At 61.9% G+C, this 13997-nt stretch carries 28 protein-coding genes; 3 read left to right on the top strand and 25 right to left on the bottom strand.

From position 1 onward, the window contains the following. Positions 1-48: 48 nt before the first annotated feature. The 22 genes from N4J17_RS09845 to N4J17_RS09740 form a co-directional block, all read right to left on the bottom strand. Positions 49-375: a hypothetical protein gene (locus N4J17_RS09845; protein WP_198321673.1), complete on the bottom strand. Its 327-nt coding sequence runs from the start codon at positions 373-375 to the stop codon at positions 49-51. Next, positions 356-781 carry a hypothetical protein gene (locus N4J17_RS09840; RefSeq protein WP_198321674.1) on the bottom strand — a complete coding sequence of 142 codons (426 nt, stop codon included), beginning with the start codon at positions 779-781 and terminating at the stop codon, positions 356-358. The genes N4J17_RS09845 and N4J17_RS09840 overlap by 20 nt, the downstream gene beginning before the upstream one ends. After that, positions 774-1019 (bottom strand): hypothetical protein, encoded by a 246-nt coding sequence (locus N4J17_RS09835; RefSeq protein ID WP_198321675.1) that lies wholly within the window; start codon positions 1017-1019, stop codon positions 774-776. The genes N4J17_RS09840 and N4J17_RS09835 overlap by 8 nt, the downstream gene beginning before the upstream one ends. Then, positions 1016-1345 carry a hypothetical protein gene (locus N4J17_RS09830; RefSeq protein WP_198321676.1) on the bottom strand — a complete coding sequence of 110 codons (330 nt, stop codon included), beginning with the start codon at positions 1343-1345 and terminating at the stop codon, positions 1016-1018. The genes N4J17_RS09835 and N4J17_RS09830 overlap by 4 nt, the downstream gene beginning before the upstream one ends. Before the next feature lie 61 nt (positions 1346-1406). Continuing rightward, the gene (locus N4J17_RS09825) at positions 1407-1820 is read right to left on the bottom strand and encodes a Mor transcription activator family protein (RefSeq protein ID WP_198321677.1); all 414 of its coding nucleotides are present in this window, start codon (positions 1818-1820) and stop codon (positions 1407-1409) included. Beyond that, positions 1817-2308: a gp16 family protein gene (locus tag N4J17_RS09820; RefSeq protein WP_198321678.1), complete on the bottom strand. Its 492-nt coding sequence runs from the start codon at positions 2306-2308 to the stop codon at positions 1817-1819. Before N4J17_RS09820 ends, N4J17_RS09825 begins: the two co-directional genes overlap by 4 nt. Further along, the gene (locus tag N4J17_RS09815; protein WP_198321679.1) at positions 2308-2514 is read right to left on the bottom strand and encodes a helix-turn-helix domain-containing protein; all 207 of its coding nucleotides are present in this window, start codon (positions 2512-2514) and stop codon (positions 2308-2310) included. Before N4J17_RS09815 ends, N4J17_RS09820 begins: the two co-directional genes overlap by 1 nt. 36 nt (positions 2515-2550) lie before the next feature. Next, positions 2551-3018, bottom strand: a complete 468-nt coding sequence (locus N4J17_RS09810; RefSeq protein ID WP_198321680.1) for a BRO-N domain-containing protein — start codon at positions 3016-3018, stop codon at positions 2551-2553. An 8-nt stretch (positions 3019-3026) separates the two neighbouring features. After that, a complete protein-coding gene (locus N4J17_RS09805) occupies positions 3027-3314 on the bottom strand; it encodes a hypothetical protein (protein WP_198321681.1) in 288 nt (95 codons plus the stop codon). Then, positions 3307-3555, bottom strand: a complete 249-nt coding sequence (locus tag N4J17_RS09800) for a hypothetical protein (protein WP_198321682.1) — start codon at positions 3553-3555, stop codon at positions 3307-3309. Before N4J17_RS09800 ends, N4J17_RS09805 begins: the two co-directional genes overlap by 8 nt. Before the next feature lie 278 nt (positions 3556-3833). Further along, on the bottom strand, positions 3834-4493 hold the full coding sequence (locus N4J17_RS09795) for a DUF3164 family protein (RefSeq protein WP_198321683.1): 660 nt from the start codon (positions 4491-4493) through the stop codon (positions 3834-3836). A gap of 16 nt (positions 4494-4509) precedes the next feature. After that, complete coding sequence (locus N4J17_RS09790; protein WP_198321684.1) at positions 4510-4671, bottom strand: hypothetical protein; 162 nt, start codon at positions 4669-4671, stop codon at positions 4510-4512. Next, positions 4668-5174, bottom strand: a complete 507-nt coding sequence (locus N4J17_RS09785) for a hypothetical protein (protein ID WP_198321685.1) — start codon at positions 5172-5174, stop codon at positions 4668-4670. The genes N4J17_RS09790 and N4J17_RS09785 overlap by 4 nt, the downstream gene beginning before the upstream one ends. A gap of 76 nt (positions 5175-5250) precedes the next feature. Beyond that, positions 5251-5481 (bottom strand): hypothetical protein, encoded by a 231-nt coding sequence (locus N4J17_RS09780; RefSeq protein ID WP_198321686.1) that lies wholly within the window; start codon positions 5479-5481, stop codon positions 5251-5253. Positions 5482-5483: 2 nt separating this feature from the next. Then, positions 5484-6674: an AAA family ATPase gene (locus N4J17_RS09775; protein WP_338457593.1), complete on the bottom strand. Its 1191-nt coding sequence runs from the start codon at positions 6672-6674 to the stop codon at positions 5484-5486. Further along, entirely contained in the window at positions 6637-6837 is a 201-nt protein-coding gene (locus tag N4J17_RS09770; RefSeq protein ID WP_198321687.1) for a hypothetical protein, read from the bottom strand. Before N4J17_RS09770 ends, N4J17_RS09775 begins: the two co-directional genes overlap by 38 nt. Positions 6838-6851: 14 nt before the next feature. Beyond that, positions 6852-8645: an integrase gene (locus N4J17_RS09765; RefSeq protein WP_198321688.1), complete on the bottom strand. Its 1794-nt coding sequence runs from the start codon at positions 8643-8645 to the stop codon at positions 6852-6854. Positions 8646-8648: 3 nt separating this feature from the next. Beyond that, on the bottom strand, positions 8649-9623 hold the full coding sequence (locus N4J17_RS09760) for a hypothetical protein (RefSeq protein ID WP_198321689.1): 975 nt from the start codon (positions 9621-9623) through the stop codon (positions 8649-8651). 1 nt (position 9624) lies between these two features. Then, entirely contained in the window at positions 9625-9966 is a 342-nt protein-coding gene (locus N4J17_RS09755; protein ID WP_198321690.1) for a hypothetical protein, read from the bottom strand. Further along, complete coding sequence (locus N4J17_RS09750; protein WP_198321691.1) at positions 9963-10268, bottom strand: helix-turn-helix domain-containing protein; 306 nt, start codon at positions 10266-10268, stop codon at positions 9963-9965. The genes N4J17_RS09755 and N4J17_RS09750 overlap by 4 nt, the downstream gene beginning before the upstream one ends. Continuing rightward, on the bottom strand, positions 10265-10444 hold the full coding sequence (locus N4J17_RS09745; RefSeq protein ID WP_198321692.1) for a hypothetical protein: 180 nt from the start codon (positions 10442-10444) through the stop codon (positions 10265-10267). Before N4J17_RS09745 ends, N4J17_RS09750 begins: the two co-directional genes overlap by 4 nt. Then, positions 10434-10919, bottom strand: a complete 486-nt coding sequence (locus N4J17_RS09740) for a hypothetical protein (RefSeq protein ID WP_198321693.1) — start codon at positions 10917-10919, stop codon at positions 10434-10436. The genes N4J17_RS09745 and N4J17_RS09740 overlap by 11 nt, the downstream gene beginning before the upstream one ends. A 110-nt stretch (positions 10920-11029) precedes the next feature. On the opposite strand from N4J17_RS09740, the gene N4J17_RS09735 reads away from it, so the two are divergent. Continuing rightward, positions 11030-11275, top strand: a complete 246-nt coding sequence (locus N4J17_RS09735; protein ID WP_198321694.1) for a hypothetical protein — start codon at positions 11030-11032, stop codon at positions 11273-11275. Positions 11276-11352: 77 nt separating this feature from the next. On the opposite strand, the gene N4J17_RS09730 is transcribed toward N4J17_RS09735, so the two are convergent. Continuing rightward, positions 11353-11733: a hypothetical protein gene (locus tag N4J17_RS09730; protein WP_198321695.1), complete on the bottom strand. Its 381-nt coding sequence runs from the start codon at positions 11731-11733 to the stop codon at positions 11353-11355. A 35-nt stretch (positions 11734-11768) separates the two neighbouring features. Here N4J17_RS09730 and N4J17_RS09725 point away from each other — a divergent pair, with 35 nt between their 5' ends. Continuing rightward, positions 11769-12104 (top strand): hypothetical protein, encoded by a 336-nt coding sequence (locus N4J17_RS09725; RefSeq protein ID WP_198321696.1) that lies wholly within the window; start codon positions 11769-11771, stop codon positions 12102-12104. Positions 12105-12174: 70 nt separating this feature from the next. On the opposite strand, the gene N4J17_RS09720 is transcribed toward N4J17_RS09725, so the two are convergent. Then, a complete protein-coding gene (locus N4J17_RS09720; protein WP_198321697.1) occupies positions 12175-12888 on the bottom strand; it encodes a phage antirepressor N-terminal domain-containing protein in 714 nt (237 codons plus the stop codon). A 29-nt stretch (positions 12889-12917) separates the two neighbouring features. Next, positions 12918-13124, bottom strand: a complete 207-nt coding sequence (locus N4J17_RS09715) for a hypothetical protein (RefSeq protein ID WP_198321698.1) — start codon at positions 13122-13124, stop codon at positions 12918-12920. Between the two features lie 95 nt (positions 13125-13219). Between N4J17_RS09715 and N4J17_RS09710 the strand changes: the two genes are divergently transcribed. Next, positions 13220-13804 (top strand): helix-turn-helix domain-containing protein, encoded by a 585-nt coding sequence (locus N4J17_RS09710; RefSeq protein ID WP_338457592.1) that lies wholly within the window; start codon positions 13220-13222, stop codon positions 13802-13804. The last annotated feature ends 193 nt before the right edge of the window (positions 13805-13997 follow it).

The following is a 13997-nucleotide window of genomic DNA, read 5'->3' as shown; positions in this document are numbered from 1 at the left end:
GTAATCGGAGGAAATCCGCTGCGTGCGATTACGCTGCGCTAATCGCACCTACCGGCCCTCCCGACACACCCGGATCGCCTCGCGGGCGCGGGCATAGCCGAATAGCAGCACCTTGCCGCCCGCATCGGCCTGGGGCGGCCGGCCGGGGGCGATGGCGATGAAGACGGTCGAGGCCAGCGGCGGCAGCTCTGGCAGAGCACAGGTATTTCGCGGCGCAGCCGCTCCCGCCGGGGAAAGAGCTACCGGTTCTGTGGGAGCGGCTCCGCCGCGCTCCGGAAACAGTGCCTTCGGCCCGACCTGTACACATCCCGCCAGCGTTAGCGACAGCGCCAGAATCGCCGCGGGCGGGAATCCGTTAACGCACCCCAGGCACACGGTCCACCCCCGCTTCCACATCCTCATGCTTGAGCCAGCGCTCGCACGCCATCGCGCCGTTCTCGTGGGTACAGACGGCCCAGATCAGCAGGGTGAGCGTCTTCCGGTCGAACAGGTTGATCGTGTGATCCGCGTCCACGTCGAGCGCTTGCGCGACCCGTCGGACATAGGTGGCGGTGTCGTTCTCATTGGGCGGCGCCCAACGGGTGATGATCTGGCTGACGGTGTGGAGCTTGTGCTTCCTCTGGTAGTTGAGCAGCGTCACCCCCAGCGCCCGCACCCCGTTCTCCATTTGCTCGAACCGGACAAACCGTTCGTCGTGGCCGATCTGGCCCTCCCAAGCATTGCGCGGGTTGTAGACGAGATTGCCGGGATTGTTGTTGCGCAGGCCCCGCGGCTTAACCATGCTGCTGCCTCCGCACGAACGCCGCGAATTCCTCGTCGGTCATGTCATCCCCTCGCCCTTGGGGAAAGGAAGCCGGGGCGATGCCGGCTTTTTCGATCTTGTGGCCGACGCCCGCGATGCCGATGCCTTGCACGATGAACTGCATGGCAATGTCCGCGCCGTGCAGGCCGAGCAGCCAGCCCAGCAGGCCATAGATGACCGAGACGATCGCGGCGGTTTTGGTCTTCCAGCCGGTCACGGCGCAGTCTCCACAGCCGGCTTCTCGGGCAGCACCCCGACCGCCATTTCGATGGCGCGGTTCATCATCCGGGCCGGAATCTGCTCCGCCCAGGCGATTTCCCGCGCCTTCAGCTCGCTGACAATCAGCGCAATGGCCGCCTGCTTTTTGGCTTCACCGGACTTCGGCGCCCAGCTCAGCGAATCTTCGACGGCCTTGACCATCCGCTCCGTGATCGGCAGCAGAATTTCCCATTGCTGGCGAACGCCATCGGCCAGCATCGGCGCGAAATAGCGCCACAGAATCGGCCACGCTTTGGCGGCCAGATTGAGAATCCACGTCCACATTGGTTGGAGTACTCCGGGTTGTCGACTTCAACCGCAGAGTAAAGGGACGCAGGCAATCGGATCAGGCGGAAACGTTTCCGCCGCAGGATTCGAACAGATCGATGTTGGGGGAGAATTCCTCGGCCTCACCGAGGATGTTGCGGATTTGGCGCTCGCTGAGATGATGCCGCAGCGCCAGGGCGGCCTGGCTGTAACCCTGTGCGCGTTCGGTGCGGATCAGCACGTTACGGCAAAGCGTCATGTACCGGTCGGCCTTCGCGATTTCGGGCCGGTCGCCGCCCAAATACTCGGCGATGGCGCGCGCCGCGTCAATGCCGACCACCTCCACCAGCGGGTGATCGGGCTCCAGCTTATCGGCCACCGGCACATACAGCCGCGTCCCGCCCCAGCGCTTCGCAATCGCCAACGCCGCCGGGAAACCAGCGATTCTGGCGATGTCGGAGAGGACGCCGGGGAGGTCGATGGGTAGAGTCATTGAGCGCGTGGACCTTCCGAGTCCGCCCGATCCTCCGCCTGCCGGGCGGCCCGGAATCCCCATTTTTTGAGCTGCTCGATCACCCGCGAGGCTTGGTGCTCGTCCAGCCATTGCAGCGCCTCCACGCCGGTCATGCGCTTCACGTAGGCGGCCAGGGCGGATTCGTTCGGGTCGCGCACGATCCCGGCCTGGTGCAGCCCCAGCCACAGCGCCCGGATTTTGCGCGACTGAGCCTCTTGGTCGACCGTCCGGCTTGTTGCCCCTCTCCCTTTGGGAGAGGGGTTGGGGTGAGGGCGCGTCTTATGCCGAACTTTGAACCCTTTGGCCTTAAGCGCCTCCAGGGCTTTTTCCAGCTCCGGCACGGTCATATCCGTCGTCGAGGTTTTGCCGGTGGCCGACTTCAGCAATAGACGGTAAACGTCGTCGCCGAGCCGCAGATCGCGCTTGGCGACGTGGATCAACTTGATCAGTTTCTGGCGCGGGTCCATTAGAATGCCCTCGCAAACATGTCCGTCTGGGATTCCTTCCTGATCCGCCGCAGGCAGGCTTGCATGGCCCGGCCTTCCGCCCGGCCCTTCTTGTATTCAGCGTCCGTCAGCAGCTTGTATTGCCGCATCTGCCGCAGGGCGCGAGAGACCGTGCTGGGATGTAGCCCCAGCTCGGCGGCGATTTTCGTAATCGTCGTGCCCGTCATGAACTTGAAGTGGATACGCTCCCAGGCCGGGTGCTTCTAGCACAGCGCTTTGACCACATCCCGGTAGGCGGCGTACCAGCCGGTTTCTTCGTGGCGGTGCTCGATCAGGTCCAGCGCCCATGCGCGGAACCGTCGGCCAACCTCCGTCTTGGCCAGCATGCCCAGCAGATAACAGCCGCGCAGACTGAATACGCGCACCTTAATTTTTCGGGTGTGGCGCTTCAGTTTTGCCCGACTACCACCCTCAGATTGAGGGTGGTAGTCATCGGCCCCGGCCTCGATATCCATCTCGATCACGGCGGTTTCTTTCTGCGTGAATTCGTCATCGTTTCGACCATACAGGGTGAGAACAGCATCGCCTGGGTCGGCAAATTCGAGCGCCTCGCCCACCGTTTTGGCGGTAAACCAAGGCTTCCCGTTCCGGTCGATCACCTTCAGGCTCTGGCCGTGAAAGTCGAGGTACAGCGGGCAGTAATCGCGATAGCGTAAGGTGAGCAAAGACATGCGGCCTCCTAGTGCGTGACACGGTCGAGTTTCATGGCATGGATCAGTTCCTGGACCGAAACATACCTATGGAATTCATCCAGCAGTCCTTGGTGCTTGGCACGCTTGAAGCGATGCTTTTTGAAAAGGCCAAGCAGAGTTTCCGCGTGGCTGAAGCCGCGTGCAGTCGCCATACCGAACAGACCGACGACGATATTGAGAGCACGCTCTTTCAGCTCGTCGTCGGCCTCCTCGTCATAGGCCGCGAAACAAAAGAGCTTGAATGTGGCGCTTAAAGAAAAAACAGTCTCAGACATGACGATTCTCCGGAGAGTGGGGAAGCGAAGATAAAAGCCGGTCCCGCTCGTCTAGGACGTGCTCGAACTGCAGCGAGAGGATTTTGAAGCAGTGCCGCAGCATGTTTTCCATGTCGGCGTAGGCGTCGCGCTCCTCCTCTGCGAGGTCGGCAGGCGGAGCTTGACGTGCGGCCTTGGCGGCGCGGTAAGCGGCGAGGGAAATAACGGGCGCGCGCGGACGCGCAGGGGGTTTCTTGGCCATGAGGGCCTCCTTTGGTAGCGGTTGAAATCCGCCACACCCCCGACCAAGAGGGTGGACGGACCGGACAGGGTTGGTCGACCGGCCCAAAGGAAACCGGCACCCCCGAAGGGGTCCCCGCCCGGCCCGCCCATAGAGGGACGCGCCAAGGCGCTGCGCACAAAAAAGCCGCTTAGGGCGCGGCTGTGCGCCTTTGGTTTCCGGGCGACCAAGCCCGATCCCGGCATGAGGCCGGGACGGCAACAGGAAACCGCAACGCACGCGCCTTGTCAACATGGCGATCAAACCCCCGCCAAATCCATCGAAATCAGCCGCCACTCGTCGGCCTCGCCGAGGCGCTCGTAGACCATGATGTAGCTGGCCGTGCCGACCGACACGGTGGCATCGCCGATCGCCCGCATCGCCTCCATCCAGCGCGGGTCCTTAATGTCGAGCCGACGCAGGGACAGCACCCGGCCTGTGTTTATGCGTCCGGTCTTGTCGACCTGGAACGCGTCGTTCACCAGCGCCCGCAGCTCATCGCGAGCACCATCGCACCAATCGTGCAGACACTCGTCGATCAGCGCCTTCGCGGCCTGCAGCCGCTCGTCGAAGCGCAGCAGGTCCGCGTATTTGCGCTGCACCTTGTAGCGCCCGTCGTAGCTGTAGAGCGTCAGGTTGCCCTTGCCGCCCTCCCGTGTGCCGCGGAACGTGACGCCGTATTGCTCCGCCGACAAATCGACGAATGCGGCGATGTCGCCGAACGCATCCGCCTTGAAATCGCGCAGCAGTCCGCTGAGACCCATCGCCTTGCCGACGATCTCCCGCACCAATTGGTCACGCGCTTTGTCGATCGGCTTTACCAGCGTTTCCGGTACCAGCCGGCCCTCGGCGTCGCGCCAGTGCACGACGCCGTTGATGTCCTGAAACGACGACGCCGGCGCCGCTTGTGTGTGTGCCATGGTTAACCTCCTGCTCCTAAATACCCAGGTTGATGTCATCGGTGGCCGGGTGCCTCGCCTGTGCTTTGCGCTCGGCCCGGCCAACCAGGTTGATGTCCAGCACCGCACCGAGAAACAGCCCGGTACCGAGTCCAAACAGGAAGATCATCGCCATGCCGGCGAGAACGATGGTTTTCATTTCAATGCTCCTTTCAGATTGCTCAAGTGCCCGGCCACGTCCGCCATGCCCTGGCGTTTCGCGGCGGAGCCGCTCCCACCGTTGCGCCGCCGCTCTTCCGTCAGTGCTTCCGATCGGGCTTCCGCTTTACTCGCCTTGCCGACCAGGATTTCCAGCAGATAGCCGTGCGATTTCAGCGGGCGGGTAAACGGCTTGGCGCGGTCCCGGTCGAGGATTTCCTGCAGCGCGGCCGGCCAGACCTCCGCCGGTACCGCCCAGACCCGTCCGTCCCGGGTAATCTGCCCGGACTGGATCAGCGGCAGCAGCTCGCCGAGCAGGCTGGCCAGCCGATCCAGCGTGAGCTGGCGCTTTTCCGGACGGAACAGGGTGATGTACTGGATCAGCAGCTTTCCCATCGGCGCCGGGAGCTGCAGCGCGATCTGCACCGCCTCCCGCGCGCCGTCGTGCGCCACGATCACATCCAGGCTCATCAATGCGCCACAGCTGGGGCAGGCCAACTTCATGCCGCACCTCCCGTGGGAGCGGCTGCGCCGCGAAACGAAGATCGCGGCGGAGCCGCTCCTACTCTCTTGCGATGGGTCAAGCGCGCCCCCAGGCCAGCCGGCGCGCCTGGCGTTGCTTGGCTTGGGCAGCGGCCACGGTATTGACCGGCCGCTTTGCCTCGCGCATTTCCTTCTCCGCGGTTTCCGCGAGCTGCTCGGCACGGAACCAGGTGCCTACGATGAGGATTTCCCTAACCTGGTCGCCGACCTTGATGACGGACTTCCAGCCATACTGGCCCAGGCGTGGATAGTGATAGATGCGGATCATGGTCATACCTCCTTCACCAGTTCGGCGCCGACCTTCGGCGCGCCCAGTTCGGCGGCCAAGTTCAGACACCCGTTGACGAGATTCCCGACCGCCAGGGGATACAGCAGGGAAACGGTGTCCCGCGGTTGCCCGCGTCCGGGTGCCGAGGCAGACCGGCTGTAGGTCAGCTTCGCGCGGATCGCATCCAGCCCGGCCGGATCGAGCATGGCGCTCATATCTGCGCCTACACGCTTGAACTTGAAGGCCAGGTATTCTTCGAGGCGCGAGTCCAGTGGCGGCAGCTCTACGACCTCGCAGCGCTGGACGACCTCCCGCACCTCCGGATTGCGCTCGGAGAGCTTGGCACGCAATTCGGGTTGGCCGATGAGGATGATGGAGAGCAGCTTCTTGAAGCCGTCCTCCAGTTCGAAAAACCGCTTGAGGTGCTTGATGGTCGGTACCGGCAATCCATGCGCCTCCTCGATAATCAGACAGTGCGAATACCCTGCCTTGCGGCTTTCCTTCAGCAGGCGGTGCAATTGCCGGCTCTTCGCCTCCATCGAACGCCGCGGGTTTTCCAGCGGCGCCACCGCTGAAATGATGGCGTCGGCAATGCTGGCGGCCTTCATGGTCTTGCCCTTGGCGTCGTTGTCCTCCATGCCCAGCACGTAGGGTTCGATCACGACGACGGGCTGATCCTCCCGGTTGATCCGGTCGATCAGATCCCGCCGCAGCGTGGTCTTGCCCGCTCCGGATTCGCCGACCACGGCGAGGAATCCGCCGTGCTTGGCGGTTGCGAACATCGCCTCTCGGACGTAGCGGATGTCGTTCGATACGAACACGTCGTCCTGGTCGCTCACGTCCTCGCTGAACGGATCGCGGAACAACCCGAAATGCCGGCGGGCCGCTGGTGACAGCCCCTGTTTACGTAGTAACATCTCAGTCTCCTGTGTGGGCTCCAGCCCATTGCTACCCGGCTGGTGGGTGTTGGCGCACTCATCAGCCACCTTGAAAATATCCTCCCCCACGCTCAAACCGTGCCCCTGGCAGACCAGCAGGATGGCCTCCCTCAGCGCGGGTCCGGCTTTGGGCCACTGGTTATGGTTCACGATCTGGGCGATCGTGGCAGGGCTGACCCCGCAATCCCGCGCCAGTGCGGCCTGAGCGATGCCGGCTTCAATGAGTACGCGCTTGAGCTTCAGCACCGCGCTCACCCATGTACTGCACCAGCTTCACATCGCCATCGCTGACGATTTCCATATAGGTCACTCCGCCGACCCGCCATACCGAAACGGCGCACCGTTCCGGCATGTAACGGGCGAGCGTAAACAGCGCCGCCTTCATCTCGTCTTTGATTTCGCCTTCCTTAAAGGCCATCTTTGTATCTCCTCTCAAACCGCCCGCAAACCGGGCTTGACCGATTCCGCCGCCGCTGTGAGCTGCGCCAGAATCCCCTCGATCGCATCCTCCTGGGCGCCGTCCGGAAAACGGCGTTCCAGCCAGGCATAGGATTGCGACGTCCACGCAATCCCCCGCGCTTCCAGCTCCGGCTTGAGCCGCTTGACGAGCTGCGGAATCGACAGGGGGGTGAATTCGAACTTCGGCACCGCCGTTTCATGCTCGGTACCGCGCTTGGGTAGGTAATCGGGCGTGGGCTCGGTTTTCGCCCGCAGGTAGGGATCGACTTCGTTGCCGAACGGCACGTAGTCCCGACGCTCGCGCGCCTTGTCGGCGTCGGCCTGGTGGTCTCGTCCCGAGGCGATCCGGGCAATCTCCTTGCGATGGGTATCCGCCAGCGTGTCGGGGCGGCTCTTGCGCTCCTCGCCGATCAGGGCCGCATCGGCCTGGAACCCCCATTCGTTGTTGTAGGGATCGACGTTGCCGGTCACGTCCGGCAACTGGTAATGCACCTCCCGGCCCTGTTCATCCTCGACCACCGCCATCGCGGTGTTGGCGACGAACGGATGCCAATGCACATGCACCGTGCCGCCGACCAGTACACCAGGCACGTCGCCCACGTACCAGGTGCGCCGTTGGAAACTCACCGTGAGGTTGCCAGTGACTTTGCGTGCCAGCGGTTCGTCCGTGGCCAGGGCCAGCAGGGTACTTTCGGCACCGACCCTGACCAGGTGTTCGGCCCGGATGTGCATCCAGGCGGCCATGCGCGTCATGCCGTGGCGGCCGAGAACGGCATGATTGTTCCAGTGGATCTGATACATCTCGGCCAGGGTGTTCAGGTCGGCGAAATCGGCGACCTGTCTTCGGGCAAACCGGAGCCCGCTCTCGAATGCCAACTCGACGATGTCATTGCCTTTTTCGACGCTGCCCTTGGCTCGCGGGCGGCGGCGCTCGTTGACGATCAACTCGATCCCCATCCGCCGGCAAAACCGCTTAACCAAGCCGCCGGAGGTGGCGCCGGGATCGACCATGAGGATGCGCGGCCGGCCTTCGAACGGGTCTTTGCGCGGGTCCGGCTTGCCGGCCATGGCCCAGGCCAGAAATCGCACCGTGTGTTCGCCGGTTTCCGCATGCGGGTAGTAGCGGAACCGGGTGAGCCCAGTGCAATGGTCGGTGAGCACATAGCGGATCACCCGGAACCGCTCGATGGCCTTCAGGTTTTCCGGCTTGTTCTTGTAGTGGGCCGCCTGGTCCGTCTCGACCAGTTCCGCCCCACCGCCCGGCAGATAGAACAGCACGCACACCGAGCCGTCGACTTGCCATACATGGTTGGGATGTGCCGACTTGAGCTTGACGTGCGGTGACGGCTGCTTGAGCTGTTCCGGGTGCAGGGTATAGGCCCGGAGTGCGCGGGAGATGGCCGATATCGAGAGGGGGATGATTTCTCCCGTGGTCTCGTCGCCGCGCCCGGCGACGATCTTGCCGTTCGCACGTAGCACATCGACCGCCTGGGCAATGGTCACGGTCTTCTTGGCGTTCTTCCGGTACCCCTCCATGATGTAGGCTGAAATCGCGGCAGCTTCGGCACGCGGCAGCTCGACCTCTCCGGCGTCGGCGCGCCGTTTGCGATTGCTCACGGTCACCTCCTCGAGCGCACGGTAGAACGTGGCCCGGTGCATGCCGAGGGTGGCGCAGGCCGTCTCCACGATGCGCCCCTTCTCGCCCTTGCGCGCGGCGGCGAGCTGCTCGGCAAACTGGGAAACGGCGATCAGGCGCTGGGCTGACATGGATCAGGCCTCGATCTCGGTGCCGTTCACCGCTTCGTCCTGGGCGTTGATCACGTCCCAGATTGCCTTCTCCGGATCGTCTATCGACTGATGCACCGTTTCAGCGGGAGTCAGCCCCAACTCATCGCATGCCGTGCGGGCCGCGACGATGACCAGGCCGAACGCCTGAGCGGCGGCGACGCGCGCCAAATCAGGTACCGGGCCGTCGCCGTAGTGATTGAACAGTTGCACCACCCGGCTGCGCAGGGATGCGGCGACCATCGATACCACGTCCCCTGCTTCATCCCGCAACGCCTCTAGCAAGGCCTCCCCGGCGAGTTCAGGTCTCGGTTCGTCAGATTCGGGCGGAGATTCTTGCCTCTTGCTCAGCTTCAGTGCCAGCTCGTTGATCTTGCTGTCCTTGTCAGCAAGGAAGCGTCCTTGGGCCTTCATATCTTCTTTGAGATCGGCGATCGCCGCGTCTCTCTTTCTGAGAGCCTCCCGAAGCTCCCGCGTGCTCATGCGGGAAATTTCGTCGAGATTGAGATTTCTGGCGAACCCGCCCGCCTCGAGTTCGGCGATCTCCTCGTCATCCAGTACGAGTAGTTCGAGAATCTTTGACTTGTTTCCTGCTGCCGCTACCAAATGCGGTGACGTCGCCGCATTTCCCAACTTGACGGCGGCTTGCATCATGCGTTGTGCAAGTCGCGCCTCCAGGCCAATATTTTCAAGGCAGGACAGGAAGTCTCCGTGTAACTCATGGGCTTTCATTACTAAGAGTGCCCGACCGCTTTCCAGCGCTTCTTCGGCGCTGCGCTGCATGTGATATCGGCACTTGCCGATATAGCGCGCCCGGTCATAGGGTTGCCCGTCCCCGTACCTCTCCAGCACGGCCAACTGGCTTGAATGCTGTTCGTTGGCTTGGCGTACCAGCTCGGGAAGGTTGGGAATTTCTACGGAGTGATCCGGAATCGCAGTTTCTTGTGGTTTTCTAGACATCTCATTCCACCGTTTCAAAGTTTTCGATCTTGATCAGCCAGCCTTCGTCAAGCAGCTCGTAGAGCGCTGCGGTCAGGCCGAATCCCTGGCAGATCAGGTACTCGAACCGGTCAATCAGTTGCACCAACACCCGCGCCTTGAGTTCGTTGCCGCCAATGGCGCGGATGGCGTCTGCCGCATGCCCGGTCATGCGGAACGTACGAACGACATCGCCGCGCACGACATAAGAGAGGATCTGGTTGGTGGCGTGCATCCGGATTTCTCCGACCTGTTGAGCAATCTCCGCATGCTCCGGCGACGTGATCCGTTGCGGATCGATGGTTAATTTGGTTGGCCGTCTCATTGCGCTCCCCTCAATATCCGCATCTTGGATTCCTCCAGTTTTCTAATGGCCTCATCGAGGCTCAATTGAATTTGCACGGCGAACTGCGCATGACGATGGCTGGCTCGTATTCGTCCGGTTTCCGGGATTCGCTCGGCAAAGCCCTTGGCTTCCAGGGTCTGCAGGTAGCGGCAGATGGTGGTTGCGCTTAATCCGCAGAGATCTGACAGCTCCTTGTTGGTGTAGCCGTGCGCGAAATTGCGCATCAGCACATTGAGCACATCGAGTGCCTTTTCCACCGACTTGATGTTGTTGTCGTTCATACCCGCCGCTCCGCGTAGTCGAGGTATTCCATGACCGCCTTCTGATGCGCCCTGTGCTTGCGTGCGAACTCCCGCTGAGCCTCGCTCAGCTTCTGCCGCGCCAGGCACATCTCATCCTCGGCGGCCCGCTTGCGCGCCTGCAGGCGCATCAATGTCGTCATGCCGTTAGTGCTCATCGTCGCCTCCGAAATCGAATTCGGGTTGTTGGGATTTCTCGACCTGTCCCCGGTGCAGGGCCAGGGCCTCCATGCCGGACTGGATGGCCGTCAAGGTTTCGCCGGCATCGCCGTTGCCGCGCCAGAACTTGATGAGCTGCCCGGTCGCGGCGTTCAGCAGTTCCTGTAATTCAGCGATGTCGCCGACCCGTGCCTTCTTGCCAGTTGGCACATCGATTACCAGCTTGCCGGCGCTGGTAGCCAGGTAGCGCGACACGAAGTCGATACCGCACTGGTCTTCGAACGGCCGGATCATCCGCGCCGGCAGGCTGCCGCTTTCCATCCATTTATAGAGCGTCCACTTGTTCGCCATGCCCATCCCCTCGGCTACCCGGTCGACCGAGCGGTTGTGGCGTTCCCTGGCGTACTCCAAGCACAGCTCCATGGCGTGGTTGAGCCCGGTGGGTTGGATGCGCTTCCAATTCCGTTTCGGCATTGGCAGTCCGTCAGATCGCCGTTTCCAAACAAAAAACCCGTTTGCTACTATGCAAACCGGTTGCGCCTGCTGAAAATTGCCGCCACTTCAACGCAGACAGGGGCTCGATCATGAACACCGCCGAATTCACAGAACTGGCCGGCCGTATTGAAGGACTGGGTGCTGCTTTCCTTTGCCTGGTTGCGGAGCTGGAAAATCGCAGAGTCATGGACGGTTCCCGCTTCACTTCGGGCCTGCATCGGATCGCGGGGGAATTGTGTTTCGAGCAGCCCCACCTGGAGGAGACGAAACGGACGGTGCGCGAACTTGCGACCGAGCTGGATGCGATGCGCGAGCGTCGTATTCGCGGCCGATAATTGCGGCGTCAGGGATGAAACCCCAGGGGTTGATGGTCATGATTGCTCCAAGTGTCGTTAAGCAAGGAAATCAGCGTTTAGTCAGCTTGAGTGCCATCAGTGCTAGGCGCCTGACTGTTTGTTTCAGCCGTCTGTGCGTAAATGCGTTTATCAGGATTTACAGGCGCATCGTCGTCGCCTTCCTCGGTCACAGAATCGTTGTCCGGCTCGGCCATGTGTTGATAGGGCCGTACCGGCCAGAGCGTGCAGGCCGGGATGCGGCATTGGCCGATGGCTCTTTGGGGGTTGGGGTCTGCGCCGCAGCCGACGCAGTCCCAGCACTTGCCATTGATGGCCAGGCGCAGGGAGGTCGGGTTACGGCGCGCCTTCTCGATGGGGTTGAGACGTTCGAGTTCGCCGGCCGCACGCTTTTCGGCCATGGCCACGCGGGCTTTTTCGAGACGAGACAGGTGGGTCATGACGGGCTCCGATTTTCAAAAATGGGCGAATAGCAATGAGTGAACAGCAGCCGAATTCAAAAAATATTCCGGTCAAGCCGATTGCCGATCTGATCGATGCGGCCTATTACAAGGGTCAACATGACATGCTTAACCTTTGGGCCTCGCAGGCCATCACACTGTCTCTGATCGTTGCTCGCCTGAATCAGGCGGGATTGCTTCCGCTGGAAGGGCTGCTGGCTGATTTGGACAAGCAGGCGGCCGCGGCGGAAAAAGGCTCTCCAGAGCAGGTGTCATTTCGCGAACTAATCGTTCACATCCATGCCTGCGTAGCTCGGCTAGCCGGGAATCCAATGCCCTATGAATCCGGGCCCGAGCCAGACGGACATTGATCGGCTCGGCGGCGTCGGGGGCAAATCCCCAGAAATTGGTGGTCATGGTGGGCTCCGGTGAATTGGAAAATCAGGCGGCGTGCTGGCCGGATGACTTCAGACCGAGCCTGAGTGCCTTGCTGAATTTGAACTTGCCGTTCTTGATGAGCGACACCGTTGCCGTGGAGACGCCGAGCTGGCGGGCGATATCGGCGCCGGGCAGTCCCATCGCGGTCAATTCGGCAATGGCGTCGACGTCGTCTGCCGTAACGGGCCGGATCGCGCGCCGCGGCCTCCTCTGATGGGTTTCCAGCAGGGCGGTGTAGCGCTGGGTCACATCCAGGGCCTGCGCCAGGGCGGCCATGGACGCCTGAGTGCTGGTGGCCAGCGTGGCGAGCTGGGCCTGCATGGCGCGCAGCATTTCCAGCAGTTCCGGCGTGGCCGCAGCCGGTTCGGCCGAGTGGAGCCCGCTCCAGTGCCGCCACAGCACTTCGTCGCATTCGTTCTGGTAGCGGATCAGCTTGTCGCGGAGATCGGGGCGGACGCGGGAGGGTTCGAAGCTGAAGAGCAGCGCAGGCAATTTACGCAGTGGCATGCAGAGGGTTTCTTGGATGCCGCCGGGCGAAGGTATTGCCATCACGGCAATACCCCAGCGTTGAAAGTTGCGATTGAGCTTGCGAAATTGGGCGGACCAATCGAGCCCAAGCGCGTCGGTAATGGGCTTGACCGGCGTATACGGCAGCCCATCGTGGTCGGTCAGGAACAGGGTGTCGTCGTAGAAGGAAACGGGGGTTAAGGAATTCATGGTTCGCTCCGGTAGGGTTGAGGGGTGGCTCAGGCGGCGGGCTGGCTAACTTCGCCGTCCTTCAGTCCCATGATGACGGCGTGGTCGTGGGCTCTGCCTCGCGTGCCGCGAATGCGGCCGACGAGCAGGTCGCGCACCAGCTTGGGATCGAGGGATCTGGCTTTGGCGTAGGCGCTGATCGTCATGCCTTTGGAGTCCAGCTCCTTGCGGAGTTGTTCGGGGGTGTAAAGGGCCATGGGTTTGCTCCTGTGGAAGTCGTTAATGACCATCGCGCGTTAGAGAAATTAAAAGCGCGTTGGTTGGTGTGTAGATTAAATCTACTTTTGTAGAGTTGCAAGAGGCTTTTATGTCTGATTTCGAAAAAATATTGCTCAGACTTAAAGAGCAGCTTGGAGCATCGGACGATAAGGATGTCGCCGAGTTGCTTGGCCTGACGGATAAGGCGCTCAGCGCCAGGAAACGCCGCAATGCCTTCCCCGAAGACAAGCTCCGCGCACTGGCGCAGCAGCGCCCCGAGCTGGGGATCGACGTGGCTTATGTGCTGACGGGACGATGGACAGAGCGCGACTTTCAGGAAAGGCGGCAGACCTTGCATCGCCGCCTGCGGGAGGCACGGGGAGAACAGGACTTAGGGGAATTTGCCGCATCCTTGGGGATGGCCCCGGAGGACTGGACGGCCTATGAAACAGGTGCGCGACCGGCTACATCCGGCCTGATTAAGTTGATCATTGAGCGGCGGCCGGAAATCGATCCGATGGCCTTGTTGCTGGATGCGCCGCAGCGGCTCGAAGGCGAGTTTTCACATCTGGAGGTCGTGCTAATCCAGAACTACCGGGCCAGCAGCCCGGAGGGCCAGGAGATGTTGCGGCGCTTGGCGGTGCATTGCGCCGAGTATCATAGAAAGGGGAATCAGTGATGGCCTTTAAATGTGGTGACGTCGCCGCATTTGGGGAATGGCGCGTCGACGCACCATTTGATTGAATCCAAAAATGGATTCAATGGCACGAAGCGGGAGGACTGCGCAATTTTGCGTAGTCCTCCCGCTCTATGACCGGGCAAATACGAAAACGTTTTCGCATTGGGTTTTGAGCCGCCGAGCCACAAGGAGT

Origin of the sequence: Methylococcus capsulatus, assembly GCF_036864975.1 — a bacterium.
Taxonomy (GTDB): Bacteria; Pseudomonadota; Gammaproteobacteria; order Methylococcales; family Methylococcaceae; genus Methylococcus.
Note: the sequence above shows the minus strand (reverse complement) of the source record. Positions and strands in the feature narration are given on the sequence as shown.

Coding starts and splice junctions, on each gene's coding strand:
- N4J17_RS09840 (WP_198321674.1), bottom strand. CDS start 781: ATGGTTAAGCCGCGGGGCCTGCGCAACAACAATCCCGGCAATCTCGTC.
- N4J17_RS09830 (WP_198321676.1), bottom strand. CDS start 1,345: ATGTGGACGTGGATTCTCAATCTGGCCGCCAAAGCGTGGCCGATTCTG.
- N4J17_RS09825 (WP_198321677.1), bottom strand. CDS start 1,820: ATGACTCTACCCATCGACCTCCCCGGCGTCCTCTCCGACATCGCCAGA.
- N4J17_RS09820 (WP_198321678.1), bottom strand. CDS start 2,308: ATGGACCCGCGCCAGAAACTGATCAAGTTGATCCACGTCGCCAAGCGC.
- N4J17_RS09815 (WP_198321679.1), bottom strand. CDS start 2,514: ATGACGGGCACGACGATTACGAAAATCGCCGCCGAGCTGGGGCTACAT.
- N4J17_RS09810 (WP_198321680.1), bottom strand. CDS start 3,018: ATGTCTTTGCTCACCTTACGCTATCGCGATTACTGCCCGCTGTACCTC.
- N4J17_RS09805 (WP_198321681.1), bottom strand. CDS start 3,314: ATGTCTGAGACTGTTTTTTCTTTAAGCGCCACATTCAAGCTCTTTTGT.
- N4J17_RS09800 (WP_198321682.1), bottom strand. CDS start 3,555: ATGGCCAAGAAACCCCCTGCGCGTCCGCGCGCGCCCGTTATTTCCCTC.
- N4J17_RS09795 (WP_198321683.1), bottom strand. CDS start 4,493: ATGGCACACACACAAGCGGCGCCGGCGTCGTCGTTTCAGGACATCAAC.
- N4J17_RS09790 (WP_198321684.1), bottom strand. CDS start 4,671: ATGAAAACCATCGTTCTCGCCGGCATGGCGATGATCTTCCTGTTTGGA.
- N4J17_RS09785 (WP_198321685.1), bottom strand. CDS start 5,174: ATGAAGTTGGCCTGCCCCAGCTGTGGCGCATTGATGAGCCTGGATGTG.
- N4J17_RS09780 (WP_198321686.1), bottom strand. CDS start 5,481: ATGATCCGCATCTATCACTATCCACGCCTGGGCCAGTATGGCTGGAAG.
- N4J17_RS09770 (WP_198321687.1), bottom strand. CDS start 6,837: ATGGCCTTTAAGGAAGGCGAAATCAAAGACGAGATGAAGGCGGCGCTG.
- N4J17_RS09765 (WP_198321688.1), bottom strand. CDS start 8,645: ATGTCAGCCCAGCGCCTGATCGCCGTTTCCCAGTTTGCCGAGCAGCTC.
- N4J17_RS09760 (WP_198321689.1), bottom strand. CDS start 9,623: ATGTCTAGAAAACCACAAGAAACTGCGATTCCGGATCACTCCGTAGAA.
- N4J17_RS09755 (WP_198321690.1), bottom strand. CDS start 9,966: ATGAGACGGCCAACCAAATTAACCATCGATCCGCAACGGATCACGTCG.
- N4J17_RS09750 (WP_198321691.1), bottom strand. CDS start 10,268: ATGAACGACAACAACATCAAGTCGGTGGAAAAGGCACTCGATGTGCTC.
- N4J17_RS09745 (WP_198321692.1), bottom strand. CDS start 10,444: ATGAGCACTAACGGCATGACGACATTGATGCGCCTGCAGGCGCGCAAG.
- N4J17_RS09740 (WP_198321693.1), bottom strand. CDS start 10,919: ATGCCGAAACGGAATTGGAAGCGCATCCAACCCACCGGGCTCAACCAC.
- N4J17_RS09735 (WP_198321694.1), top strand. CDS start 11,030: ATGAACACCGCCGAATTCACAGAACTGGCCGGCCGTATTGAAGGACTG.
- N4J17_RS09730 (WP_198321695.1), bottom strand. CDS start 11,733: ATGACCCACCTGTCTCGTCTCGAAAAAGCCCGCGTGGCCATGGCCGAA.
- N4J17_RS09725 (WP_198321696.1), top strand. CDS start 11,769: ATGAGTGAACAGCAGCCGAATTCAAAAAATATTCCGGTCAAGCCGATT.
- N4J17_RS09720 (WP_198321697.1), bottom strand. CDS start 12,888: ATGAATTCCTTAACCCCCGTTTCCTTCTACGACGACACCCTGTTCCTG.
- N4J17_RS09715 (WP_198321698.1), bottom strand. CDS start 13,124: ATGGCCCTTTACACCCCCGAACAACTCCGCAAGGAGCTGGACTCCAAA.